The 24,459-nt window shown below is 52.6% G+C and carries 28 protein-coding genes; 6 read left to right on the top strand and 22 right to left on the bottom strand.

The features are described 5' to 3' along the window. Positions 1–22 precede the first annotated feature (22 nt). Positions 23–1,519, top strand: a complete 1,497-nt coding sequence (locus tag KGA69_RS18275) for an NCS1 family nucleobase:cation symporter-1 (RefSeq protein ID WP_213292548.1) — start codon at positions 23–25, stop codon at positions 1,517–1,519. Between the two features lie 95 nt (positions 1,520–1,614). Then, a complete protein-coding gene (gene guaD / locus KGA69_RS18270) occupies positions 1,615–2,928 on the top strand; it encodes a guanine deaminase (RefSeq protein ID WP_047048384.1) in 1,314 nt (437 codons plus the stop codon). Between the two features lie 43 nt (positions 2,929–2,971). Here guaD and uraH read toward each other — a convergent pair whose 3' ends face one another. The 3 genes from uraH to KGA69_RS18255 are packed head-to-tail and all read right to left on the bottom strand — an operon-like array spanning position 2,972 to position 5,155. Further along, the gene (gene uraH / locus KGA69_RS18265; protein WP_049059422.1) at positions 2,972–3,298 is read right to left on the bottom strand and encodes a hydroxyisourate hydrolase; all 327 of its coding nucleotides are present in this window, start codon (positions 3,296–3,298) and stop codon (positions 2,972–2,974) included. Then, positions 3,295–3,795, bottom strand: a complete 501-nt coding sequence (uraD, locus tag KGA69_RS18260; protein ID WP_047056833.1) for a 2-oxo-4-hydroxy-4-carboxy-5-ureidoimidazoline decarboxylase — start codon at positions 3,793–3,795, stop codon at positions 3,295–3,297. Before uraD ends, uraH begins: the two co-directional genes overlap by 4 nt. Beyond that, a complete protein-coding gene (locus KGA69_RS18255) occupies positions 3,773–5,155 on the bottom strand; it encodes a nucleobase:cation symporter-2 family protein (RefSeq protein ID WP_213292547.1) in 1,383 nt (460 codons plus the stop codon). The genes uraD and KGA69_RS18255 overlap by 23 nt, the downstream gene beginning before the upstream one ends. A gap of 359 nt (positions 5,156–5,514) precedes the next feature. Here KGA69_RS18255 and hpxO point away from each other — a divergent pair, with 359 nt between their 5' ends. Next, a complete protein-coding gene (gene hpxO, locus KGA69_RS18250; RefSeq protein WP_047048394.1) occupies positions 5,515–6,669 on the top strand; it encodes an FAD-dependent urate hydroxylase HpxO in 1,155 nt (384 codons plus the stop codon). Here the strand turns inward: hpxO and hpxR are convergent. Continuing rightward, entirely contained in the window at positions 6,648–7,583 is a 936-nt protein-coding gene (hpxR, locus tag KGA69_RS18245; RefSeq protein ID WP_213292546.1) for a LysR family hpxDE operon transcriptional regulator HpxR, read from the bottom strand. The two genes, hpxO and hpxR, sit on opposite strands and share 22 nt — an antisense overlap. Positions 7,584–7,708: 125 nt before the next feature. Between hpxR and hpxD the strand changes: the two genes are divergently transcribed. After that, positions 7,709–8,746 carry a molybdenum cofactor-independent xanthine hydroxylase subunit HpxD gene (gene hpxD, locus KGA69_RS18240; RefSeq protein ID WP_049061058.1) on the top strand — a complete coding sequence of 346 codons (1,038 nt, stop codon included), beginning with the start codon at positions 7,709–7,711 and terminating at the stop codon, positions 8,744–8,746. 15 nt (positions 8,747–8,761) lie between these two features. Then, a complete protein-coding gene (locus KGA69_RS18235) occupies positions 8,762–9,730 on the top strand; it encodes a PDR/VanB family oxidoreductase (protein WP_063447100.1) in 969 nt (322 codons plus the stop codon). Between the two features lie 41 nt (positions 9,731–9,771). Here the strand turns inward: KGA69_RS18235 and KGA69_RS18230 are convergent, their stop codons facing one another. Together KGA69_RS18230 and KGA69_RS24370 are read right to left on the bottom strand one after the other, a co-directional pair. Further along, the gene (locus tag KGA69_RS18230; RefSeq protein ID WP_223683728.1) at positions 9,772–10,377 is read right to left on the bottom strand and encodes a hypothetical protein; all 606 of its coding nucleotides are present in this window, start codon (positions 10,375–10,377) and stop codon (positions 9,772–9,774) included. 40 nt (positions 10,378–10,417) lie between these two features. Continuing rightward, the gene (locus KGA69_RS24370; RefSeq protein WP_045394337.1) at positions 10,418–11,677 is read right to left on the bottom strand and encodes a mechanosensitive ion channel family protein; all 1,260 of its coding nucleotides are present in this window, start codon (positions 11,675–11,677) and stop codon (positions 10,418–10,420) included. A gap of 224 nt (positions 11,678–11,901) precedes the next feature. Between KGA69_RS24370 and ivy the strand changes: the two genes are divergently transcribed. Beyond that, a complete protein-coding gene (gene ivy / locus KGA69_RS18220; protein WP_045394335.1) occupies positions 11,902–12,351 on the top strand; it encodes an Ivy family C-type lysozyme inhibitor in 450 nt (149 codons plus the stop codon). A 57-nt stretch (positions 12,352–12,408) separates the two neighbouring features. On the opposite strand, the gene KGA69_RS18215 is transcribed toward ivy, so the two are convergent. The 16 genes from KGA69_RS18215 to KGA69_RS18140 all read right to left on the bottom strand — a co-directional run bounded on the left by KGA69_RS18215 (position 12,409) and on the right by KGA69_RS18140 (position 24,431). Then, positions 12,409–12,996: a hypothetical protein gene (locus KGA69_RS18215; protein WP_045394332.1), complete on the bottom strand. Its 588-nt coding sequence runs from the start codon at positions 12,994–12,996 to the stop codon at positions 12,409–12,411. Continuing rightward, positions 12,996–13,328 carry a thioredoxin family protein gene (locus KGA69_RS18210; protein ID WP_045394330.1) on the bottom strand — a complete coding sequence of 111 codons (333 nt, stop codon included), beginning with the start codon at positions 13,326–13,328 and terminating at the stop codon, positions 12,996–12,998. Before KGA69_RS18210 ends, KGA69_RS18215 begins: the two co-directional genes overlap by 1 nt. A gap of 74 nt (positions 13,329–13,402) precedes the next feature. Further along, entirely contained in the window at positions 13,403–13,795 is a 393-nt protein-coding gene (locus tag KGA69_RS18205; protein ID WP_015366584.1) for a DUF4150 domain-containing protein, read from the bottom strand. A 10-nt stretch (positions 13,796–13,805) separates the two neighbouring features. Next, positions 13,806–14,411, bottom strand: coding sequence for a DUF3540 domain-containing protein (locus tag KGA69_RS18200; RefSeq protein WP_015366583.1), 606 nt, complete (start codon positions 14,409–14,411; stop codon positions 13,806–13,808). 11 nt (positions 14,412–14,422) lie between these two features. After that, positions 14,423–15,493 (bottom strand): pentapeptide repeat-containing protein, encoded by a 1,071-nt coding sequence (locus KGA69_RS18195; RefSeq protein WP_063447101.1) that lies wholly within the window; start codon positions 15,491–15,493, stop codon positions 14,423–14,425. Then, positions 15,490–18,030, bottom strand: a complete 2,541-nt coding sequence (locus tag KGA69_RS18190; RefSeq protein WP_045394325.1) for a DUF2169 family type VI secretion system accessory protein — start codon at positions 18,028–18,030, stop codon at positions 15,490–15,492. Before KGA69_RS18190 ends, KGA69_RS18195 begins: the two co-directional genes overlap by 4 nt. A 45-nt stretch (positions 18,031–18,075) precedes the next feature. Then, positions 18,076–18,447, bottom strand: coding sequence for a hypothetical protein (locus KGA69_RS18185; RefSeq protein WP_045394322.1), 372 nt, complete (start codon positions 18,445–18,447; stop codon positions 18,076–18,078). A 19-nt stretch (positions 18,448–18,466) separates the two neighbouring features. Next, a complete protein-coding gene (locus KGA69_RS18180) occupies positions 18,467–18,847 on the bottom strand; it encodes a DUF3592 domain-containing protein (protein ID WP_049059881.1) in 381 nt (126 codons plus the stop codon). Between the two features lie 6 nt (positions 18,848–18,853). After that, positions 18,854–19,252: a hypothetical protein gene (locus KGA69_RS18175; RefSeq protein ID WP_049059882.1), complete on the bottom strand. Its 399-nt coding sequence runs from the start codon at positions 19,250–19,252 to the stop codon at positions 18,854–18,856. Between the two features lie 92 nt (positions 19,253–19,344). Then, positions 19,345–19,692: a DUF3592 domain-containing protein gene (locus KGA69_RS18170; protein WP_049059883.1), complete on the bottom strand. Its 348-nt coding sequence runs from the start codon at positions 19,690–19,692 to the stop codon at positions 19,345–19,347. A 105-nt stretch (positions 19,693–19,797) separates the two neighbouring features. Further along, complete coding sequence (locus KGA69_RS18165; RefSeq protein WP_015705440.1) at positions 19,798–20,187, bottom strand: hypothetical protein; 390 nt, start codon at positions 20,185–20,187, stop codon at positions 19,798–19,800. 40 nt (positions 20,188–20,227) lie between these two features. Next, positions 20,228–20,614 carry a DUF3592 domain-containing protein gene (locus KGA69_RS18160; protein ID WP_042897410.1) on the bottom strand — a complete coding sequence of 129 codons (387 nt, stop codon included), beginning with the start codon at positions 20,612–20,614 and terminating at the stop codon, positions 20,228–20,230. Positions 20,615–20,682: 68 nt separating this feature from the next. Continuing rightward, entirely contained in the window at positions 20,683–21,060 is a 378-nt protein-coding gene (locus KGA69_RS18155; protein ID WP_045394312.1) for a hypothetical protein, read from the bottom strand. Positions 21,061–21,102: 42 nt separating this feature from the next. Next, positions 21,103–21,450, bottom strand: coding sequence for a glycogen/starch/alpha-glucan phosphorylase (locus tag KGA69_RS18150; RefSeq protein WP_223683730.1), 348 nt, complete (start codon positions 21,448–21,450; stop codon positions 21,103–21,105). Positions 21,451–21,650: 200 nt separating this feature from the next. After that, on the bottom strand, positions 21,651–22,025 hold the full coding sequence (locus tag KGA69_RS18145) for a hypothetical protein (RefSeq protein ID WP_223683731.1): 375 nt from the start codon (positions 22,023–22,025) through the stop codon (positions 21,651–21,653). A 9-nt stretch (positions 22,026–22,034) separates the two neighbouring features. Continuing rightward, positions 22,035–24,431 (bottom strand): type VI secretion system Vgr family protein, encoded by a 2,397-nt coding sequence (locus KGA69_RS18140; RefSeq protein WP_049059988.1) that lies wholly within the window; start codon positions 24,429–24,431, stop codon positions 22,035–22,037. Positions 24,432–24,459 lie beyond the last annotated feature (28 nt).

Below are 24,459 nucleotides of genomic sequence, written 5' to 3'. Positions count from 1 at the left end.
TGTCTTCAGAGGAGCAGGATCCATGCCAAATACACAAAATACGCATCAGCTCAACGCCGGAGACCCGGCATCAGGCTACAGCCCGCGTCTTTGCAACGAGGATCTGGCGCCGACGCGCGAGCAAAACTGGAACTGGTACAACATTTTTTCTTTCTGGATGTCGGACGTGCATAGCATGGGAGGCTATGTAGTGGCGGCGAGTTTCTTTACGCTGGGGCTGGCGAGCTGGCAGGTACTTATCTGCCTGTTGGCCGGAATTGTTATCGTCCAGCTTTGCGCCAATCTGGTGGCAAAACCCAGCCAGATTGCCGGCGTGCCCTATGCGGTCATTTGTCGTCAGGCGTTTGGCGTCTTCGGCGCCAATATTCCGGCGGTGATACGCGGACTGATTGCTTTCGCCTGGTACGGGATCCAAACCTATCTGGCTGCGAACGCCTTGATGCTGGTGCTGCTGAAGTTCTGGCCCTCGCTGGCGGCAATGACGCAAACCTCATTGCTGGGTCTTTCATCGCTTGGCTGGCTCTGTTTCGCTACCATGTGGCTGTTGCAGGCGATGGTGTTCTGGCACGGCATGAGCGCGATTAAGCGTTTCATCGACATCGCCGGCCCGGCGGTATATGTGGTGATGCTGGCGCTGGCGGGCTGGATTGTATACAAGACAGGCCTCGACGGTATCTCCTTTACCCTCGCCAGTAAGACGCTGACCGCTGGCGAGCAAAGTTGGCAGATGATCACCGCCACCGCGCTGGTGGTCTCTTACTTCTCCGGTCCGCTGCTCAATTTTGGCGATTTCTCCCGTTATGCCAGAAGCATGGGCGAAATTCGCCGCGGTAACCGCTGGGGGCTGCCGTTTAACTTCCTGCTGTTCTCGGTGGTGACTGTAGTGATCGTCTCCGGGACGCAATCTTTATTTGGCCGGATGATCACCGACCCGATTGAAACGGTGAGCCATGTGGGTAACGATCTGGCGGTGGCCATCGGCTTGCTGACCATGATCACCGCCACTATCGGCATTAATATTGTCGCCAACTTCGTCTCGCCGGCATTTGATTTTTCCAACTGCGCGCCACAAAAAATCAGTTTCCGCACCGGCGGGATGATTGCCGCCGTCGGCTCGATACTGCTCACCCCGTGGAACCTGTTCAACTCCCCTGAGCTTATCCACTACACCCTGGATGTATTGGGAGCGTTTATCGGGCCGTTGTTCGGCATTCTGCTGGTTGATTTCTATTTGATTAAACGCGGGCAGGTATCGGTCAACGATCTGTTCGATGACACTCCGAAAGGCAAATACTGGTACCGCAACGGTTTTAACCCGAAGGCCATCGCCGCGCTGCTGCCCTCGGTAGCGGTTGGCCTGATTATCAGCTTTATTCCCGCTCTGCATGAAGTGGCCAATTTTAGCTGGTTCATCGGCGTGCTGCTAAGCGGCAGCCTGTATCGCTGGATTGCCCGCGATGAGCGGCAGGCCGCTTCTTCCGCCCGCTTTACCCCCGGCACGCTGGCGCAGAAAGAATAATTCCGCCCGGCCGCGGCATCTGTCGCGGCCTTCTGGCATTAAATTTGCAAAACATTTGCGTAATAGATATCTCCACACTCAAATAAGGCGGCAACATGCTGGAATACCACACCGCGCTACGCGGTGCGTTTTTTGATATTAGCCAACCCGCCGCCAGCGCTGACGATATCGCCCGCTACGCGCGATATATTGATGATGGCGTGCTGTTTATTTACGCCGGAAAGATTCAGGCGTTACTGCCATGGCAGGAAGGCGAAGCATTACTCGATCCACAGAAAGGCTATCGCGATCTGCGCGGTAAACTGCTGCTGCCGGGGTTTGTCGACGCCCATATTCATTATCCTCAAACCGAAATGATCGGCGCCTTTGGCGAACAGCTGCTGGAATGGCTGACCACCTATACCTTCCCGGTGGAAAGCCAGTTTGCCGATGAACGGTACGCGGCAGATATCGCCCGTTTTTTTGTCAACCAGTTGCTCAGCCATGGCACCACCACCGCGCTGGTATTTTGTACGCTTCATCCGGCGTCCGTGGATGCCCTGTTTACCGAGGCGTTGCGCCTGAACATGCGCCTCCTGGCCGGTAAGGTGATGATGGATCGCCATACGCCGGAGTATTTAACCGAAACCGCCGAACAAAGCTATCGCCAGACCCGCGAACTGATCCAGCGCTGGCACCGGCGCGGTCGTCTGGGCTACGCCATTACGCCGCGTTTCGCCCCCACCTCCACGCCGGAGCTGCTGCAAGCTGTTCAGCGTCTGCGGGAGGAGTTTCCCGATACCTGGCTACATACCCATCTGAGTGAAAACCTAAATGAAATAGCGTGGGTAAAGCAGTTATGGCCGGAGCATGAGCACTATCTTGATGTTTATCATCACTATCAATTGACCGGTGAGCGCAGCGTCTTCGCCCACGGGATCCATCTGGCAGAGAAAGAGTGGCGGTGTCTGCATGAGACCGGTTCGGCAATTGCTTTCTGTCCGACGTCAAACCTGTTTCTGGGTAGCGGGCTATTTCGCCTGCCCGCCAGCTGGCAACATCAGGTCCGGATCGGCATCGGCAGCGATGTTGGCGCCGGGACCTCCTTCAGCCTGCTGCGTACTCTCGGCGAGGCCTATAAAGTGGCGCAGCTACAGAGCTATCGCCTGCGCGCCAGCGAAGCGTTTTATCATGCGACGTTGGGCGGCGCGCACGCGTTACGCCTGGATGACAAAATAGGTAATTTCCAGTCGGGAAAAGAGGCCGATTTGGTGGTTATCGACCCGGCGGTGACGCCGCTACAAAGACTGCGCAGCGCCCGCTGTCAGGATGTGTATGAACAGCTGTTCGTGTTAATGACCTTAGGCGATGAACGGAACATTAGTGAGACTTGGGTCAATGGCGAACAGGTATGGTGTAACGAAGGATGAACCGCTGCCCGGCACTGTATTCTGACCGGGCAGCGGACTCAATTTAACTTCCGCGATAGGTCGACCAGCCGCCGGGGGCAATTAAAAACGGCAGATGAAAATGGTCTTTGTCGTCGTTGGTAATCATAAAATCGATCTGCGCCTGTCGGTACAGGGTCTGGCGGCCATCGCGCGCAAACCACGATTGCAGTTCGGCCACCAGCTGATAGTTTCCGGGACGCAGCTGTCCCGTCGCCAGCTCGCCCAGACGGCCATTGCTGTCCGTCACGCCTGATGCCAGGCTGCGCCCTTCGCATAACAGGGTGACCGCCACGCCTTGTGCAGGCTTGCCGGTGGAAATATCAAGAATATGGGTGCTCAGGGTGATCATGCGCTAATAACTCCCGCCAGTCTGAGTAAGGTGATTTCACGTAATTGTTCCAGTGCCGCTTCAATTTCCTGCGCGTCATTATGCGTCAGCCGTTGGGTCAGCGCCTGCAGGATCTCGGCGGCGCTGCGCCCTTTGGCGCGGATCAGAAACACACGGTCAAAGCGGGCTTCGTAACGGGCATTCCCTTCTTTCAGCGCCCGGGCGATAGCGGCATCGTCGGCATTAACCTCCGCCTGCTCCTGGCGAGACAGCGCGGCATGCGCTTCCCCGCCTGTCGGCTTCTCTCCGATCCGCGGGTGGGCGCAGAGCGCCCGCGCCAGGTCCGCCTCTCCCCAGTGCTGCATCAGCTGTTGTGCGCGATCCGTTAAGGCCGTCAGTGTGGCATAGGGTCGCCCCAGCGCCAGCGCTTCGCGCCAGGCGGGGAGCGCCACGCAGGGTTCGAGTAGTCGCAGGGCTTGCGCCTGCGGCAGCTGATTAAAGTGGTTGAGTGTTATCATCATTGCTCCTTGCCGCTGCCGTCATGGCGGCTTTCTCTTGCGGAATAATCAGATTCAATACAATCGCCACCAGCCCGCCGCTGGTAGCGGCAGATCCAAACAGATTGCCGATGATGGGCGGGAAATGGGCAAGGAAAGCGGGAACCGCCTCAATGCCGAGGCCAAAACCAAATGCCAGGCCCACAATCAGCATATCGCGGCGGGTTAGCGGGGTCTGGGTGATAATGCGGATCCCGGCCGCCACGACACAGCCAAACATGACCATCGTCGCGCCGCCTAACACCGGCGTGGGGATCTGGCGCAGGATCTCGCCAAATGGCGGGAATAGACCAAGCAGGATCAGCAATACGCCGATATAACGCCCGACATAGCGGCTGGCGACCCCGGTCATCTGGATGACGCCGTTATTCTGCGCGAAGGTGGTATTGGGAAACGCGCAGATCGCCGCGGCGATCAGGCAGCTAATACCATCCGCGAGGATCCCGCCTTTCAGGCGTGAGCGAAACGCGCCATCATCGATGGACTGTTTTGAGATCAGGCAGTTGGCGGTTAAATCGCCGACGGCTTCAAGAATGCAGACCAGCGACACCAGCGCGACCGGTAAAAAGATGGCGCTATTAAACTGAAAGCCAAAAGGAAAGAGCGCCGGCAGACGAAACCAGCTCTCGCCGATCGGCGCCAGATGAAATTTCCCGCTCAATGCGGCGGCGATACAGCCCACCGCCATGCCGATGACCACCGACGATAAACGCAGCCAACGGTTTTTCGCGCAGCTTAATAACACGATAATCCCTAAGCTCACGCCGCCCAATGCGATATTGCCCGGGCTGGCGAAATCCTTCGCGTGCTCGCCGCCGCTCCAGTTAATAATACTGACCTTTATCAGGCTGATGCCGATCAGCGCAATGACGCTGCCGGTAATAATGGGGGTAAAGAGTTTTTTCAGCGGTTCGATAAAGCGGCTGACGACGACCGGTACCAGCGCGGCAACAACGTTGACGCCGAACAGCATAGCCATAATGTCCTGCGGGCCGCCTCCCTGCGCTTTGACCCACATGCCGCCGGCAATCGCTACGCCGAGAAAAGCGAAGCTGGTGCCCTGCATACAGATCATGCCCGCACCGAGCCCCCAGACGCGGTTAGCCTGAAGAAAGGTGCCAATCCCGGAAGCTATTAGCGACATACTAATTAAATATGGCAGCCATTCGCCAAGCCCCAGCGCGGCGCCAATAATCAGCGGCGGCGTAATAATGCCGACCAGCCCCGCCAGCACGTGCTGTAAGGCGCTAAAAAAGGCCGGCAGCGGCGGGATGCGCTGCTCGAGGCCATAAAGCAGGTTGCTGTTCTGTTCATCAGACATGGGGTCACCGTCTCGTCGTGGGTAAGCGTTAACGATGTAGTGCACAAAGCAGGCCACATTGCTGACTCCCTCTATCTTTATCCACCTAAAAATCGTTTTATCTATTATTTTTCAGTGAAATAGCTTCATTAAAAAGTGGGGGTTCCGTAACGATCGTTGGCGCAAGGCGATGAAACTTTTGATTCCTGAATTCATAAAAAGAAATCTTTGATTCATAAAAAGGCAACATAATCGCAACTTTGCCCTTCTTTGGTGCGCACTCCGCCCATCACCCTTCCGTTTTCCGCTGATTTCGTCTGTTCTGCTACCTGGTACGTAAATTGCTGAACCCCTTAAACAACACACCTAAGGGGAAGACAATGAAAGCAATCGTGATTGGCGCGGGAATCGGCGGCTTGAGCGCCGCGGTGGCGCTCCGTAACGCAGGCATCGCATGCGAAGTGTTCGAAGCGGTAAAAGAGATTAAGCCGGTTGGCGCCGCGATTTCTATCTGGCCCAACGGCGTCAAGTGTATGAACCGCCTGGGGATGGGCAAGATCATCGACGCTTACGGCGGCCCGATGCATTATCTGGCGTATAAGGAGTATCAACGCGGAGAAACGCTCACCCGCTTCAGCCTCGCGCCGCTGGTTGAACGTACGCAGGGCCGCCCTTCGCCTGTGTCGCGAACGGAACTGCAGCGCGAGATGCTCGATTTCTGGGGGCGTGAGCAGGTGCGGTTCAGCAAGCGGGTCACCCGCGTGGAGGAGCATACCGACGGCGTAACCGTCTGGTTTACCGATGGTAGCGAGGCGCACGGCGATGTGGTCATCGCCGCCGATGGCAGCCATTCGGCGCTGCGGCCATATGTGCTCGGCTATACGCCGGAACGCCGCTATGCCGGTTACGTTAACTGGAATGGTCTGGTCGATATTGATGAGTCCATTGCTCCCGCCGATCAGTGGACGACGTTTGTTGGCGAAGGGAAACGCGTGTCGCTGATGCCGGTGGCGGGCGGACGCTTCTACTTCTTCTTCGATGTGCCGTTGCCGGCCGGGTTAGCGGAAGATCGCCTCACCCTGCGCGACGATTTAACCCGCTACTTCACCGGCTGGGCGCCGCCGGTGCAAAAGCTTATCGCTGCCCTCGACCCGCAGACCACCAACCGGATAGAAATTCACGATATTGAACCTTTTGATAAGCTGGTGCGTGGCAAGGTGGCGCTACTGGGCGATGCCGGACACAGCACCACGCCGGATATTGGCCAGGGCGGCTGCGCGGCGATGGAGGACGCGGTCGTGCTGGGGAATGTACTACGCGAAAACAGCGATATTGTCACCGCGCTGCGCCAGTACGAAGCATTGCGCTGTGAACGGGTGCGTGACCTGGTGCTCAAAGCGCGTAAACGCTGTGATATCACCCACGGTAAAGATATGGCGTTAACCAAAGCCTGGTATCAGGAACTGAAAACGGAAACCGGCGAGCGTATTATCAATGGCTTGTGCGAAACCATTCAGGGCGGGCCATTAGGCTGAGAGTGAGCAGCGCTACGCATCTCCTCCATCACCAGCGTGAGTTTTTGAATCGCCATTTGCGCCGGACGAGATAGCTGGCGCGATGGCGCGGTGCATAGCGCCAGGGTCAAAGGCCGCAGCAGCTTATTACGTAGCGGCACAAACGCCAGCGAACCGTTGTTTACCTCGTCCTGCACGTCGAGCAGGCTCAGGACCGCCACCCCGCCGCCTTTAAGCACCAGCGATTTAATCAGACGAATATCATTGCAGCTAACGGTGTTGGGCGGCGAAAAATCATAATGGCGATAGAGCATTGCCACCCGGTCATGCACTATTAACGGCGCGCCGGGAATAATATGCCGTTCATCGCTAAGTTCCCCCAGCGAGATCGCGGGCGCAGCGGCAAAAGGATGGTGCGGATGCAGTACCACCCCGACTTCCATTTCAATAAACGCCAGTACGTTGAGACCCGCCTGACCTTCAGGATCGAGGATCAGACCAAAATCGACATCGGCCTGACGCACTCTGTCGCTGATGCTCTGGCTATCGGCGACCTGCAACATCAGTTCCAGCCACTCGCACTGGTTGATAATCTCTGCCAGCGCCGCGGCAAAGCTCCCTTCGGCTAGCGCCTGCACCATACCGACATTCACCGTTCCGCGTTTTAGCCCCTGCAGTTCATCAAATTTCTGTTGGGTTACGCGAAACTCTTTTTGCCAGCGCAGCAGATTGTCATACAGCAACTCGCCTGCGGTGGTCATCCGCAAACCTTCGGGCATCCGCTCAAACAGCGGCGTGCCGAAGGACGCTTCAGCCTGCAGTATCTGGCGGTTAATCGCCGAAGCCGAAATATGCAGTTTTTCCGCCGCCCGACGCAGGCTGCCGCTGCGGGCCACTTCCATAAAATAGCGAGCAAAGCGTGAGAAAGGACTCATCGGTTACCTGTACTAATTTTTGCAACGGATGGCTGAATTAATGCTGATGGATGTCAACACCCTACTATGGCAACAATTAACTCACAACAATTAAACAATCACTTTAGCCATCAGGAAGCAAAACGATGAACAGACAACCGCTCACGCCCCCCGCGCATTGCACCTTTGAACCCCAGGACTGGCTGCGGCTGGCAAAATGCTGGCATCCGGTGGCGCGTAGCGCGGATATCGGCCGGCAACCGGTGAAGGCCACCCTGCTGGATGAAAAGCTGGTAATCTATCGCCTGCACGAACGCATAGTGGTCGCCCGCGACGCTTGCCCCCACCGCGGGGTACCATTGACGTTAGGTTTTCATGACGAAGAAGGTATCATTTGCCCTTATCACGGCCTGCGCTTTGGGGAAGATGGCCGCTGTAACCGAATCCCCTCCAGTCCAAATCAGCCGATACCGGCGAAATTAAATCTGACCAGCTACGCGGCGGAAGAGCGCTATGGTCTGGTGTGGGTCTGTCTCGATTATGATGCTGACAATCCCCCGCAGTTACCGACCATGCCGCACTGGGCAGACGACGGATTTCAGCAACTGACCTGCCCGGCTTTTGAGGTCAATGGCTTTGCAGGCCGTCAGGTTGAAGGGTTTCTTGATGTGGCGCATTTTGCGTGGATCCATACCGACACCTTCGCCGATGCGGATAATCAACAGGTTCCTGACTACCTGCCTGAGGAAACGGAAAATGGGTTTGTCGTCGACTACTGGAGTACGGTCGGCAATTATCCGGCAAGCGCCGGCTACCGCGCTCCGGAGGGTTTTCAATGGCTGCGTCGCTTTGAGATGCATTTGCCCTTTACCGCCACCCTGACGATTCATTTCCCCGGCGAAGCCCGGCTGGTAATTATGAATGCCGCCTCGCCCGTCTCATCACGGATCACGCGAATGTTTGCCCCTATCGCCCGCAATTTCGACCTGCATGTGCCGGTGGAGGAAGTCTACGCCTTCAACCTTCGCGTGTTTGAAGAAGACCGGCTGATGGTAGAGAGCCAGCGTCCGGAGACGCTACCTCTGGATCTTACCCTGGAAGCACATATTCCTGCCGACCGTAGCTCAATTGCCTACCGTCGCGGCTTGAAGCGGCTGGGTTTCGGTGAGTTTTTCCTGGTCTGAGCAAGGAGTTATATGATGAGTACTCTGATTGAGGTGGTTGTCGATGGTCTCTGGCGTGAAGGCGAACATAATCTGGCGGTCACGTTGGTGACGACTGACGGCGGCCCATTACCCGCATGGCAGCCCGGCGCCCATATCGATCTGCATCTGGCGAGCGGCGTAACCCGTCAGTATTCACTCACCGGCAGCCACAGCAGGCTGGAACGTTATCTGATTTGCGTGGCGAGAGCGGCAGAATCGCGCGGCGGTTCGCGCTACATCCATGAGACGCTGCGACCGGGTCAGAGGATGATGATATCACCGCCGAGAAATCAGTTTGCCCTGCAGACGGCGCGACACGTCACCCTGCTAGCCGCCGGGATTGGCATTACGCCGCTGTATAGCATGGCGCGGGCGTTAGCGGCGCAGGGAAATCCGTTTACCTTGCATTATTACCTCAACCGTCGGGAAAACGGCGCCCTGCTAGCCGCGATTGCCCGCAAGCTGGCGCCAGAAAACGTGAGAATTTATAGCTCAGCTGAAGGCGGGAGCCCGCGAGAAAATCTGGCTGGCAGATTGAGCGTTCCTCACCGTGAGGATCGGCTTTACGTGTGTGGTCCGGCGGGATTTATGGCCGCCGCGCGCCAGGCGGCGGCAATACAAGGCTGGCAGGCTGAGCAGATCCATGAAGAGGCATTTCAGGCGTCAATGCCCGCGAACGACGCCCGGCCAGAAGAGACGTTTACGGTGACGCTCGCCTCTTCTGGCCAATGCTGGCCCGTCGCCGCCAATCAAACCATCGCGCAGGTATTGCAGGAAAATGGTGTGGCAGTGCCGCTCTCTTGTGAGATGGGAATTTGCGGCGCCTGTCTGACCAGGGTGGTTGAGGGAGAGGTGGACCATCGTGATACGGTGCAGTCAGCAGCAGAAAAATGCGCCATCGTGCAGCATGTCGCGCTGTGCTGCTCCCGCAGCCGCAGCACGAATCTGCTCATTGATTTATAAAATAAGGCCAGGCGAAAACTGCCGGTTGTTGCCGCCCTTTTCTAACGTGAAGCGCGGCGCAGCATTTGGCGCTGAATATTAAGCTGTTTTCGCCAGACCCTGTTATGTAAATAAAGGGCGTTTGCACGGTAAAAAGTCTGGCTATTTATGCATCGGATACAGCCGAAAATGAATAATAGTCCCAGCACGGCGCTGATGAGAAATCCCAGTTTGAGTCCGGCGCCGAATAATGCCCCGAGGCAAACAGAAAGAAAATAAACACTCGCAACCAGACCACTAAAAACCATCAAAGCCAGTGATAATTTAAACGCCAGAAAATTGCCTCTGGCAACGAAGTACATCGCCAGAACCATTACCAGACTATAAATTAGCGATACAGGCACAATCGCCGCCATCACGGCATACTGCGGCAGCCCAAATAGATCGAACATTGCCAGGCAGAGATAAGGTTGAGCCAGGGCAAAAGCGAGCATGCTCAGAATCATTGCCCCTATCAGCGGTATTCCTGACATATGCCAGCCGACCGGAATACCCATCCGGTCTTTTAATCTGTCTTTAAGCTTCTCCAGTTGCTGCGGATCGTTGGTTTTTATTCTGTCCCTGACGACCGCACTGAGCAGCAAACTGTCTTTCATGAACTTCAGCATCCTCTGAACATCCTGTTGTCGAGATGGATATACGCGCCAATTATGGCCCTTCCGTCGACGGCGGTGTCGTCGTCCGTAAACTGTTTTCCTGCGATAAGCGCCAGAAATCATGCCCGGCGGGATACTGGTAAAGACGCAGTGAAAACTGCCCGGCCACGGCGGTAATGTATTCAAAAATAGCGGATTGCGTGTTCTCGTAATCCATCCATAGCGTCGAGGAGGTAAAGCAGTAGATTTCCAGCGGCAGCCCGGACGGCGACGGTTTTAACGTCCGTGCCACGATGTACATATCTTTAATGATATCTGGCCGTTCGGCGAGATAGCTCATCAGGTAATGGCGAAACAGCGTCAGGTTAGTCAACCCGTTATCAATAAACCAGCGATCCGCGACGCCGCCCGGATCCCGGCCATCCAGTAATTTACTGAGCGGCTCACTCACCCCGCGGATTGCCAGCATCGGGGTTAACATCTCCTGATTCAGGAAGGTTACCGAGTGCTGATCGATATTAATACTGCGCATGATCCGCCGTGCGCCGGACGAGAACATCGCCTGCCAGTTGGTATACGTTTCTGTAAGGAAATTCTTGGTCGGAATACGCGAAATGGTGTTGTCCCAGTTACGGATAGTAATGGTATGCAGCGCGATATCCGTCACTTCCCCGCTCAGGTTCTTGTCGGGCATTTCGATCCAGTCGCCCAGTTGCAGGACATCGTTGGACGATAGCTGGACGTTGGCCACCAGCGACAGCAAGGTATGTTGAAACACTAACATCAGCACCGCCGCGACGGCGCCGAGGCTGGAAATGATAATCACCGGTGATTTATTCGACATCACGGCGAGGATCATAATCGCGGCCAGAATGTGAACTAAGATTTTACCTATCTGGATATAGCCTTTGATGGAGTGGTTTTTACGTTTGGTCTTACGCAGATAAGAGCTATTGACGATATCCAGCATTTCGTTGAAGAAGATCGACAGAAAAATAAAAAACAAAATTCCGCAGATGGTATTAATCGCCGTTACCAGCGATGCCGGCATATTGGGCATAAACTGCAGAACGTAGTAGACGATAATAACCGGAATGAAGTTTGACAGTTTCTCGGCGATACGGCGGTCTTTTTCCAGCGGCACGTCCTGTTTATGGCTGGCGAAGAACACCTTGCGTATCACTTTAATCAGCAAAAACTTGCACAAAAGATGGGCAAAGATGCCGGAGACGACCAGCAGAATAAGGTTAAAGCCGATCGCCAGAGCCGGATTACTTTCAATAAACGTCAACAGATGATTCAAATACGCCATGCGTTATCGCCTGAATTAATATGCCCTTTTGTATTAGCCATTCACTATCAGCTATTAATACAAAAATTTAACCAATGTGCATCATGACATGTCAAAGCCGCATAAGTCCACGCTTTGCGCGGGGGATCACATTCATTGTATAAATATGTTCATTTGCATTAATGATGCTCTGCGCCCACTATTAAGGGGCCCGAAATGAGGACATATCAACTCCAGGAGGAAACATGTTCAAAGCACTTGCCGCCATCATCGCACTCACCGCATCCGCCAGCGTCATGGCGCAAAGTGATGTCACGCTGACTTCACTTGCCAAAGATAATGCGACCAAAGCGTCGTTCAGCCAGATGGTTAAAGGCCATAAACTCCCGGCCTGGGTTAACAGCGGCGGTACCGGTTCTCCGGCACAGACCGTGAAACTGGGATCTGAATCCTGGCAGGTATTAAGCGCCTGTAAACCACACGATTGTGGTAGCGAACGTATCGCCGTGATCTGGTCGGAAAAATCCAAACAGATGTCGGGCGTCTTCTCGGTGGTAGATGAGAAAACATCGCAGGAAAAACTGACCTGGCTTAACGTCAGCGATGCGCTGTCGATTGATGGCAAAACCGTGCTGTTTGCCGCGCTGAGCGGCAGCCTTGAAAACCATCCTGACGCGTTTAACTACCCGCAATAAACAAAACCCCTGGCTATCCGTTGATAGTCAGGGGGTGCTCACCGTCTTCGCCGCTCTCTATTTACGCTGCCGGCGTAGTGTGCCCGCGAGAAGAGCCAACCGCTGGCTACGACAATAAATCGCGAACAGCACGAATCCCTGGCGGTTAAATATTAGCCGGCAACACAGTAATGCCAGCGCGGCGAACGCCAGCGGCCAGAGACTTTCACCTGCGCTAACCATCGCTCGCAATGCTTGCACCACCGTTGACGCTGAGAGGATAAGAAATAGCGCCAGAAATCCCTTCAGCCCGAGGGTATAACCGCGAGCCAGCAACACGCCGCTGGTTAACAGAAAAAATATTATCACCAGCGCCGGTACAAAAAAACTCGCTACCCGTATCGGTGCCGAGAATGGCGGGAGCGTCTGCAAAAATGGTAGCAAGTTGAATGCAAAAGCCACTAAGAACAGTGGGAATAGCGCGGCGACCGGAAATGGGTTTTGCCGGGGAAGTTCGCCTGGTGGACGCGAAAAGTAGCGTTCAAGTCCTGGCGTGGAGTGATTCAGCAAGCTGGCGTCCCGGCGCGCAATAGCGCGGTCTAACTCCCGACCATGCTGCAGGAGATCGTAGAAGACGGGCCCCACTATCGGAGAAACTATCGACATCAGATGAGGGCCTGGGCGCGAATTATCGCTGCCAAAATAGTGCTGAATGTTTGTGGGCCGCTGAGACGCTCCACCACCTGACCATCGCGGAAAACAAGCGTATTGGGTAACCCCCAGACGCTATATTTCGCCGCCAGCACCGGAGCCTGAACAACATTTACTGTACCGACTAAAACATCAGACGGTAGCCGGTCGGCCGCCTGGAGAAAAAGACTTTCGCTGCTTTGACAAGGGCCGCACCACGGCGCATGAAAACGCACAACAGCCACGCCGTGATAACGTTCAACTTGCGAGAAATTGTCTTCATTCCACTGAATGACGCTCGGATTCATCTTGACCCTTATAACTCTGCACAAAAAGTGATTCAGTTGGGCGATTGTAATCGTTTTCTCGCATAGCCGACAGCTTACGGCGCCAGCATCAATACCTTGAACTGGCTGGGTACGATGCGCATACCGACCGCGTTTGTCGAATTTTGCAGGCTAACGCTGGTTAGACGCGTCGCCGGCGTGCCTTTCAGCAGCACGGTAAATGCGCCGGTCAGATGACGCGATGGCCCCATCACCGTACCTGACGCTACCCCGGTCGCCACGCCGGGGTTATCGCCGTTGGTGAGCGGCGTCACCGTCGCCATATTGTGCGCGGGCATGCCCATAAACAGAATATTGAGCGCGTTAGGGATCGCCGTCGGCCCCAGCGCGATATCCGGATAGGGAATCGGCGTTGGCGCCGGCATCGGCGTCAGACAGACGTCGGGAAAGGCTAAATCGACACCAAAAAGCTGGCAGTTGGCAAACATGATTAGCTCCTTAGCCCATGTGGATCTGTTCTGAATCGACTTTGGTGATCGCTTTTGAGGTGATGACCGTATTGTGCGCATGCAGCCGGGCGTAATCTTCCGCTTTCATATCCAACTGCCCGGCGCGCACCTGCTCGGTCTGCCGGGTGGTGCGCAGCAGATTGTGGCTAATTTGCGTCACCGTTTGCCAGACCGATTCGGCGCGCTTGCCGACAATACGTGACAGTGTCACCCATGCCGAGAGCTTATCGCCGCTGTAGTTCATCTCGCTGATATGGCAGTCCCCCTGCGCAGCATTGACGCACAGCCGCTGACCGCTGAGGCTGAGTTCCCCCTGACTTTGAATATGCAGGTCACCCGGTACGCTGAGCTCCGCCTGGCGGCTTTCATCACGCTCCAGCACCGCTAACAGCCAGATCTGGTTGTCCACGCTGCTGATGAGTACGCGATCCCCAGCCTGCGGCGCGATCAGACAGCTGACCGCTCGCCTACAGTGCCAGCCGCGCCCTTCGCTCTCGACGGTCACGCTACCGTCGGCAAAGCAATGGGTCACCGTGCCGGAAGCCTGCGCCGGCGGCATCACCGCCTGGGCCAGTTTGTGATTAATAGTTGTCATCTGTTGTCTCCTTAACAACGGCTGTGGCGCTGGGCGCTCCACGCCTCAGCGGCTAATAACTCTTCATCGTATTCCAGGATCCCCTGGCGGCCGGTAAACAGCGCTTCGTCCTGGCGGGCGCGATGCAGGCGGGTGCGGGAAAAGGTCGCGCCGCGCAGATCCGCCTGGCGCAGGTCGGCGGCGGAAAAATCACTCCACGTCAGATCGCAGAGCGCGAATCGCGCTCCGGCGGCCTGAACCCGCTGTAAAACGCTCTGGAACAACCTGCTCTGGCTAAAGTCGGCCTGCTCCAGGATCGCGCCGACAAATATCGCCTGGTCGAACAGGCTACCGCGACACTGGGCGCCGCGCAGATCGGCCTCCATAAACAGCGCCTGGCTGGCGTTCACCTGATTGAGCTCTGCTTCACGCAATGACGCGCCTTTGAAATTGCACTGGGTTAGCTGGGCGCCGTTAAACTTCGCGCCGTCCAGCGGACAATCGGTGAACTGGCAGCCGGTAAAACCCTGCCTTGAATAGTCTTTGCCGCGCTGATCGCACTGGAAAAACACCAGCCGATCGCACTGCATTTCGTTCAGCGCGGTGTCCCGCAAATCAATATGGTAAAAGGTGGTCAACAGACCGCGGCTTTGCGCAAAGCTGGCGTGAGTCAGGTCAGCCTCATAAAACACGCTGCGTTCCAGCGTTGAACCGCTAAAACGGCTCCTGCTCATCTGGCAACGCATAAACTGGCTGCTTTGCAGCGTCGTCGCCGAGAAATCGCTCTCTTGCAGGTCGCACTGATTAAACACGCAACTATCAAGCGTGGTTTCAGCGGCCTGAAGATGGGTCATTTCACACTGATTGAAGGTCGTCTGCTTAAGTTGGGCGCCTTGCAGCTGCAGGTTCTGCAGCTGGCATTCGGTAAACAGGGCTTCATGCAGATTGGCATTTTGCAGATTAGCGCCGCGTAGCGACACCTCCTGAAACAGACCGCCGGAGAGATCGCAGCCCTGCAGGTTGATACCATCCAGCGATATTTCATTGAGTGGCTCGCCGTTTTTGATGCGCTGAACGATCTCCTCCGGGCTCAGTATCGTCATATCACTTCTCCATCGCGCTTCGGCAGGGTTTTAATGCGTTTGGTCCATGCGCCATCCAGCCGCGTGGTTTTACTGGTAAAGGATTGTGAAAGATCGGCGCGGAACAGATTGGCGCCTTCGAAATTTGCCCCGGCAAGCTGGCTTTTTTGCAGCAGCGCGCCCATCAGGTTGGCGTCGGTAAAATCGGCCTCGCGAAAATCGGTGCGAACAAACAGACTGCCGACCAGATTCGCGCGCACAAAGCTGGCATCACGGCAATCAGCCTCACTCAGATCGCTGTTTTCGATTTTTGCCAGCGCAAAGCGCGCGCCCTGTAATGGCGTCTGGCGCAAATTGCTCTGCTGCAGCGTAGCGTGGCTGAAGTCGGCGCCGATAAGTGAGCTTTCCGACACCGCAGCGCTGGCTAGCCATGTTGCAGCGCTAAAATCAGCACGCTCCGCGATGGTCTGCACCAGAGAACAGCTTTCCAGCGTCGCCTGATGGAAAATGGCATGCTCCAGTTCAGATTGTAAAAACGAGCATTTGTGCAGCCGCGCGTGGCTGAAATCAGGTTGTGCCAGCGTCAGTTCCATAAAGACGCAGCCATCCAGCTCGGCGCGATGAAAACGGCAGTCAATCAGGCTGATTTCCCGAAGGATCAGCGTTTTTAGCGTCGCATTATCGAAAATGCATTGCGCAAACAGCGCGTTCTGTAGCTGACTATCTTCGAAGCGAGCGCCGGTGAAGTCGCTTTGATGGCACTCCGCCAGTACCAGGCTGGCGCCGCTAAAATCACAGTTACGCAGCGACGAATGCTGTAGCTCCGTTCTGGCCAGCACTGCCCCCTGAAAAGAGGCGTTATCCAGCTGACAGTGGCTAAGGTCCGCGCATTCCAGTAACGCCTTTTCAAAATTGGCGCCGCGAAAATCCATGCCGGAAAAATCAACGCCGGTCAGATCCATCCCGCTAAAATTGCCGCCCTGCGCCATGGTACGCTCGGCGCGTTGGCGCAGGATCATCGCCAGATCGCCCTTCAGCCGGACCGCCGGCGGCTGATGCTGCACCGCGGCCAGATACATCTGATGTAGCGCCTCGCGCGTTTGCGCGCGCTTTTTCTCGCTCAGTTCCTGCTGGTGCTGATGTAGCATCTCCTGCATCCGGTGCATGGATTCGGGGCCGCGCGGTTGGTTTTCATCGTTATTCAACTGCGGATATTGCGCCTCCATCTCACGCTTGCGCTGTTGTGCATCATTCTCCATTTCCTGCGCCTGACGCTCCATGTCGGCGATAAACTCCGGCAGGTCTTCAAGCTTAGGCAACGTGGGTTCGTCGATATCCGCCAACAGGCTATCGATATCACCGCCGCTGGCTTCGATGGCGGCGCGGTGCTGTTCACGCAGCAGACGAGCGCGGTTTTTCATATTCTCCTGCTGCGGACTCGGCGACTGTTCAATTTCATTGTCGATCCACGGGCCGATGGTCTCTTCCGGTATGAGATCCTTTTCGCGGAAGGAGAAGAGCGCGCCCTTCTCTTTATCCATTCGCTGGGCCAGTACCTTGCGATAGTGATTAAGCGAACGGGCGGCGCCCTCTTTTTCCAGCGCCGGGATCAGCTGCAGGACGTCGGCGGCATCGTCTTCATTGATACGAATGTGCCCCTGCCAGATAAGCATCATCTGTTCCCGATGGGGAAAGAACCATACCGTGGTGGCGCGTAAGGCAATTTCTTCAAATAGCGTTTCATCCGCGCGCTGGCGATGAATAAAACAGCGAGCCTGCCACGGCGGCAACTGGCCCTCCTGCATTGGTTTCTCTGGATGCATATTCCAGATCCGCCATTTCGCCCCTGGCGGCAAGGTATCCCGATCCTCCCACCATTGATCGGGACTGGCGGCGTTAAAGACTTTCCAGTCAATATCGCGGGCAAAACCGGGAAACTCCTGTTGTAGCCAACTGGCATCATATTTTTTGCCCATTCGGCTAAAGCGCCGCGGCCACTGAATATCCAACGGGCCAAAACTTGCCGGCTGCGGTTTCTGCTGCGGCGAGCTTACTCTTCCCTCCAGCGGTTCAATATTCGGCAGAGGATGATGTTCGCGCCCCTGCTGTTTTACCGGCGCGACACCAAGCCCGTGCGGGTTGTCGGCATAATCACCGCCGCCAAAGGCGCGGCTCCAGTCGAGGCGCATTTCGCTAAACGGCTGCGGTCGGGTCATACGTTGTCCCGTCCACTCGCGATCGCCGAACACCACCAACGACTTACTCAGTTTGTCGATATCGATGCGCGCCACGCAGGCGCTTTTTTCCTGCTGATGATGGGTATAGGCAAAACCGGTGGCAAGAAATTCGGCGCGGACTTTAGGGATGGCCATATCCACCACGCCGCCGCTGGTTTGCAGTTCGTCGGCGGCAAGCTGCCACAGTTCCATCTCGGGGCGCAGCTGCGGGTTTGGCCCCATATCCGCCAACGCCAGCACCGAAACGCCAAGATAATTTTTGCCCTGCCAGCGGAATGGCCGGTTCAGTACGCTCAGGCGTAAGGGTTTAATGATTTTCATATAGCCCTAATGCGATAGGTTCTTAAGGGGAATTGATGCTTAGCATCAGACATTACGATAATCGAGGTAGTAGAAATGTTGTGGGTCGTCCTGGTGAACGCGAATATTGATTAATTGATTCACCTGAACCTCAGATTGGTCTTGCGCGGGGAATATAACGCCGCGGATGCCCTGCAGTTCTTGCTCATGCCAATGATAACGAAGGGTCAAAATGGCTGAGTAGTGATTATTAATTCGCTGGTCGCGATCGTATTTGATCTGCAGGATGGTGGCCTTAACATTGACACCATTCATTTTCGTTTTTTTATCTTGTCGCGCAGAGCGTATATTCTGCATCGCAACCCAGGCCACAAAGAGCAATACTACCAGCGGAATGGCCCATGCCATGGTTAGCATTATGGTAGAGACGATTTCCATGTTATCTCCTGATTAGCTGTCACAAAAAAAGCGGCCTGTCATATAGCGCAATTCTCTGCGGGTTCGCCGGATCGTATTTAATCGTTGTACCATTACCCGGCTTAAAACGCTCAATGTCGCTGAAATTCAGGGTGTAATTCAGGCTAGCCTGGACTTCCACCTGCTCGCGGGTCTTAAATTTAAAGGTGAGACGATAGACCGGTTTACTTCCGCTCCAGGCGCTGGTCTGGTGTGCGGCAATGATATCCGCGTTGACCGCAATCCCGGATTGCAGGACCTCACTGTGGGTGAAACTATCCTTTAAATACGGATAAACATCCTGATAAAGAAAGCGGGCCATGGGATAGATACCAAACACCAGGACAATCAGCCCCATGACGATAAAAAAGAGTATATCCATAGTGAATTAACCCACATCACCGATTTGCATAATAGCAATCTTATTGCCGCGTCCTTTCTTAACGACAATGGACAGCCCTTTACGTAATAGATGTATTTGTGCTGGTGCAATCAGCGCCTTGGCGCAAAATAATTGAGGCATTTCATCGATGCGAAAATATATATCGAAAAATAGATTATTACCGAGCATTACATTAGTTTGTTGCCAGAATTCAATCTGCGACCTCAGTAAGTCTCCTCGCCAGCGCTCGCGTTTTAAAAAGATTTTCCCTGACTTTAGTTGTAACGATGACTTTCTGAATGTGAAATAGGTGGCTATCATGAATAATATACTTACTGACAAACCAATAATCACGGGTATCATTTCCCCTGGAGACATATTGGTGATCCATTTTTCAAATGACATAATTATCCCTGGTGGGTTTCAGTTAAGGCTTCGCAACTCATGATTTTAGGTAAAAAAACATCTTGGTTTTCTCACAATATAGAGAGACTCCATCACTCCATCTCCCAGGGTGTTGGTAATAACCCTTTGGGATTATCAGGCATGTAGTAGATGTAAATAGTATTGTTTCTCATGATTTTTACCATATTTTGCGGGGAAATATACTGTTTAGCCGTTGCCGTCACCAGACCTGAGTCAGTATTGAAAGATAATTCCATTTTAAGTTTAGTGCTCCCTCCGCCACTCGCGCCAATTTTTTCCATGCTTAATATTTTAGCCTCGGTACGAATGCCATTTGCCTTAAACTTATCATAATTGGAGCCTGAACGATAACAATATAAGAACAAACCAAACAAAATTAAAACGGCTAATATTAATGTTCCCCACATAGAGTCAAACATAATGATCCATTAATGATGAAGTTCACCACATATTAGAAATTATGTGAGTGTTTTTAAGTGGCCACCTAAATGGCCACGAGCATAGAGGTCTAGTGGATACCCTGTTTATTCATAATCCACATCCATAACAGCCATTCGTTTTGGCGGAACGCCCTCATGCTTTATAGTTAATTGAAGTCCCGGTTTTAATTTGGGGATTTCTGAAGCACGTACCACGGCGGCAGCATTATACTGTTTTGTCGTACCCTCAATGTTCGCCTCAAAGGTAAATACAAAATAATAATCAAAATTATTGGTCGCGTTAGTTTGACGCCAACTTACCAGAGATGCGTTTTTGATCTCACCGGGCCAGCGCTCACGGCTTAGCCAGTTTTTTATTTCAGTAAGGTCCCCGCCCTGTCCTTTGAGACTTCGCAACGAACCGAACAACAGAAAAAAGCTAAATGCAACCGATGCAATAACAATTAACAAAGAGTGTTGATAAATAAAGTTCATTGTTAGCTCTTTTAGGTTTTAAATATAAATAATTGTCACATTATAAAAATAATGGTCTGTCATAAATTGCGATTCGTTTAGGATTTTTAGCGTCGTATTTTATTGTTGTCCCATTGCCGGGTTTAAATCTCTCAATTTCTTCAAAGCTTAGCCCCATATCAACACTCGCTTCGGTTTCAACACCTTCAAGAGTTTTAAATTTTAAGGTCAAATGGTATATTGGCTTATTTCCACCCCACATACTAGTTTGATGAGATGCAATAATATCGGCATTTACTGCGATTCCTGTTTTAAGAACAGCGCTTTCAATAAACCCAGCCTTGATCATAGGGATAACGGAACTACGAAAATTCCGCCCAATAATATAGAGTGCTATAAGGCATGCCACAAGCAGAATATAAAACCATTTTGTATTTAGAAAATCCATTTAATCAATTCCAGGTTGTGATTTTATAGGTAGAATGAAATATCAAATACTACAGCACCATTACACATTTAATAATTAACGGAAGTAACCGCTATCTTTACAAGCGTGTCATTACTGTACTTTACTGATAATAACATTCCTTTCTTTAATTTATGAATGTCACCGGGTCTTACAATGCCTTTCGCAATGTATTTTTTTACATAACCGTTTATATTTGCACTAAAATAGAAATCATAAATATAATCATTGCCGTACTTTGTTTCTGTCTGACGCCATGATTCTAGCGGAACCTGGATTGTTTGACCGGACCACTTATCTCTCGATAACCAGTTTTTAATTGCTGAGACTTCAGATTTATTCGGTTTGAATGCAGCGAATGATATACCTAATGCTATGATTGTCACCACAATGCCAAAGATAAAAGATGATTCCGTGATGACATTCATAGGGTTGCATCCGTGTTATTAACAAAAACCATCATCGATTGCTTACTCCATATCCCCAGGAACAAGGTAGACTTTTTCAGGGGTACCTGGGAGGTAATATAAACAAACTATATTTTTCCTACCAATTTTAACCATTTCTTCCGGAGTTATAAAACGACGAGCATGTGTGACGACAACTCCATCGGGAGTCATAAATTCCAATTCAAAATCAAATTTCATATTCCCGGTGCCAGAGGTACTTATATGTTGCTTACTAATAATTTTAGCTTCAACTTTAAGGTCTTCCTTACGAAACTTCTCATCATTATTTCCTGACTTCATTATACTGTATAAGAACCACCCCAAAACTAAAATGGTTATAAAGATAGACCACATTGTTGAATTTGACATCGTAAAATCTTACATTAAGTGAACCATTGATGGCTGTCTTATTTTAAATGCAAAAAATTGAGAAATCGTTAGGTTCTGGATTGATTATTTATTACCAGCTAAAACCAATGGAAAGGAAACGCAGCATTTGGAGGCCGTTTCTATGCCATGTTCCCTATCAAAGGGTAAAGCAGCAATTATATGTCGTGCATCGACTAGTATTAGCCTACGCTCATGACTGCTGTTTTTTTTGGGGGTACTCCCTGGTATTTGAACATTACAGGCATATCCTTTTTTAATTTAATGACTTCAGAGGTCTTTAACACAGTTGCTGCTTTATATGTTTGAGCTTCACCACTCAAATTAGACTCGATAGTAAAAATATAGAAATGGTCAAAATTATTGGTAGTTGATGTTTGTTTCCATTCTTTTAATTTCCCTGTTGCTAATTCGCCGTTCCAGTTGTCCCTTGTAACCCAATTTCTTATTTCACTAAAATCTTCCTTCTGTCCCTTTAATCCTCTGAGACAGATGAAGATGAATATCAACATTACACCTAACGCAATAGGGCCTGAGTGTTCAGAAAGAAAATTCATATATACCTCTTACATAAACATGTGGATAAAACCAATAACTACATTCTGCAATGAAGATTCTATTTTTGTTAGAGATCTAGTTACATTCATTGGAGAGTGGACAATACTTGCTAATGACGTTGGCATGTTTAATGGTGTCCAACTAAACGATGCACCATTCACAGATGTGCTAAGTCCGTTGAAGGAGTGTGTTGTGCCATTTAATGATACACTTATTCCCTTGTTAGTGAACAACCCCTCAGGGGAAACAATTTCTACTTTAGTATCGCTTTTTATAGATATTTTTAATGGTGAGTTAATAGATATTTTGCCTTGAACCGTTTCATTAAGTTCACCCAGGATATTTCTAGCAACATTCCCTTTAACGTCTACTATTTGATTATTATCCACGGTAAGTTTGTCAATACCTTGGATATGCGTTACAACCCCTTTTTTGTATGTCACTCTGGTGGCAGCGGAAACTGCGCTTGTAGAGGCTGCTGCCAAATAATCTGTTGCGTAGAGCTTGGTCCCTGGTGCAGCCATAATCTGCCCAGCGGTATTTTTAATATCAAAAGGTATATTGGGAACTGCACTTTCTGTACCTTTGGCATCGACAACCTGACCAAAGATAACATCTGGCGTTTCGTACATTATCTTCGATGCCGCCAAAGTGCTAACCGTATCACCGCTTTCGGTTACCACATTGCCGGTATAACTATTACTTGAATAACCTGTAACCGATTTAGTTTCACTATCGACAATGCTTTCATTACGTCCATTAGCCGTGATAGCGATGGTTTGCCCGGCATTAAAGGTTTGCGTATCGTGGCCTACCACACTAGTGGAACGCGTATTTAGATGTGAATAGATCGTTTGCTGATGAACAACTTCATTGTGCATCCCTTCAACAGACACGTTCATATTTTTTTCAGAATGCAAATCGACGGACTCTTCACCAAGCTTATCTTCAAAAAACAGGTAACTGGCATTGTCCTGATTCCCATCCTTACTCCGCGTCATAAAGCCCATCCGGGTGGCGTCGCCGGGGAGATCCCATGGCGGCATGCTGGCTTCATTATACACACGTCCGGTGACGATCGGGCGGTCAGGATCGCCGTTGATAAAATCAATGACCACTTCATCGCCGACGCGGGGAATTTGCACGCCGCCAAAGCCCTGGCCTGCCCAGGCGCTCGACACGCGAACCCAGCAGGAGCTGGTGTCATCGCCTTTGGCGTGGCGGTCCCAGTGAAACTTCACTTTGATGCGGCCATACCTGTCGGTCCAGATGCTTTCCCCTTCAGGCCCGACAACTTTCGCCGTCTGCGGGCCATAGGTGCGCGGCCAGTCGGTTACCTGCGCCGGGCGATAGACTACCGAAGAGGGGATCACTCTAAAATGGATTTGGTGCGAGATATCGCTATTGCCGCCGCTGGCGTAGCTGTTCTCTTCAAACAAGTAATCTGCGGCGGTCGTCAAATATTCGCCGTTATCGCTAAAGAATGGCGCATTGGTTAGGGTAAACGTTGCGCCGGGAGCGATGCCTACCGCGGTGGCGGACGCCTGGATCTGCTGATGTTCTACCTGCCAGCGCTCCTGGCGGATACGGGCGTAGAATTCACCGTGTCCGTGATCGACAAACCGCCCCGGCCAGTCGTACACGTCGATACTGCCCGGCGAGGGCGATGCCGGGTTCTGCCGCGCCTGAAACAGCCAGGCGTTAGGTTTACGGAAATCATAGTCATCGAGGCTGTAAATCCCCGGCGTCACGCTATCTTCCAGCGCCCACTGACCGATCCCCTCTTCAGTGGTAATACTGCCCGATGCCGTCTGGTGGTAGGGAATGGTTTCATAGCCGCTTACCGGTTGATGCTGGGTGGCTGAATCGGTCAGAACCATCGTATGTTTACCCGCCTCGTGACGGAAATGGTAGGCAATCCCCTCCAGCTCCATCAGGCGGCTGATAAAGGCGAAACTACTTTCCTGATACTGGACGCAGTAATCCCAGACGCGGTAACTGCCGTTCAGCTTATCCTCAACGTTGACCTGATATTCGCTCAGCAACGTATTGATGATCTGCGGTACCGTCTGCCCCTGGAATATACGCAGGTTGCGGTCGCGTTTCATCGGCCATAAGTCGGGTTCAACGATCAGTTGGTAAGCGGCGTAGCGGATACCGCTCAGTTCAACGGCGCTCACCGCCACGCGGGTAATTTTACCATTGAAATAACGCGAACTCAGCGCGTTTTGCGTCGGAATGGTCACGGTGACCGGCTGGCCAAGCAGCTTGCTGCGATCCAGACGCGCATCGCTGCCAAGCAGCGTTAAGCTGAGCTCAAACATTTCCGACATGGCTTCATGTCCGCTGAGTTTCCAGAAAAGCAGCCCCTCAACGGGGAGCTGAACGGTGATCCTGTTAGACATAATATTATTCCATTCAGGGGGATACAGT

Origin of the sequence: Klebsiella sp. A52 (assembly GCF_018388785.1) — a bacterium.
GTDB lineage: Bacteria > Pseudomonadota > Gammaproteobacteria > Enterobacterales > Enterobacteriaceae > Klebsiella > Klebsiella aerogenes.
The sequence above is the reverse complement of the archived record's forward strand: the minus strand, read 5'-3'. Positions and strand labels throughout refer to the sequence as shown.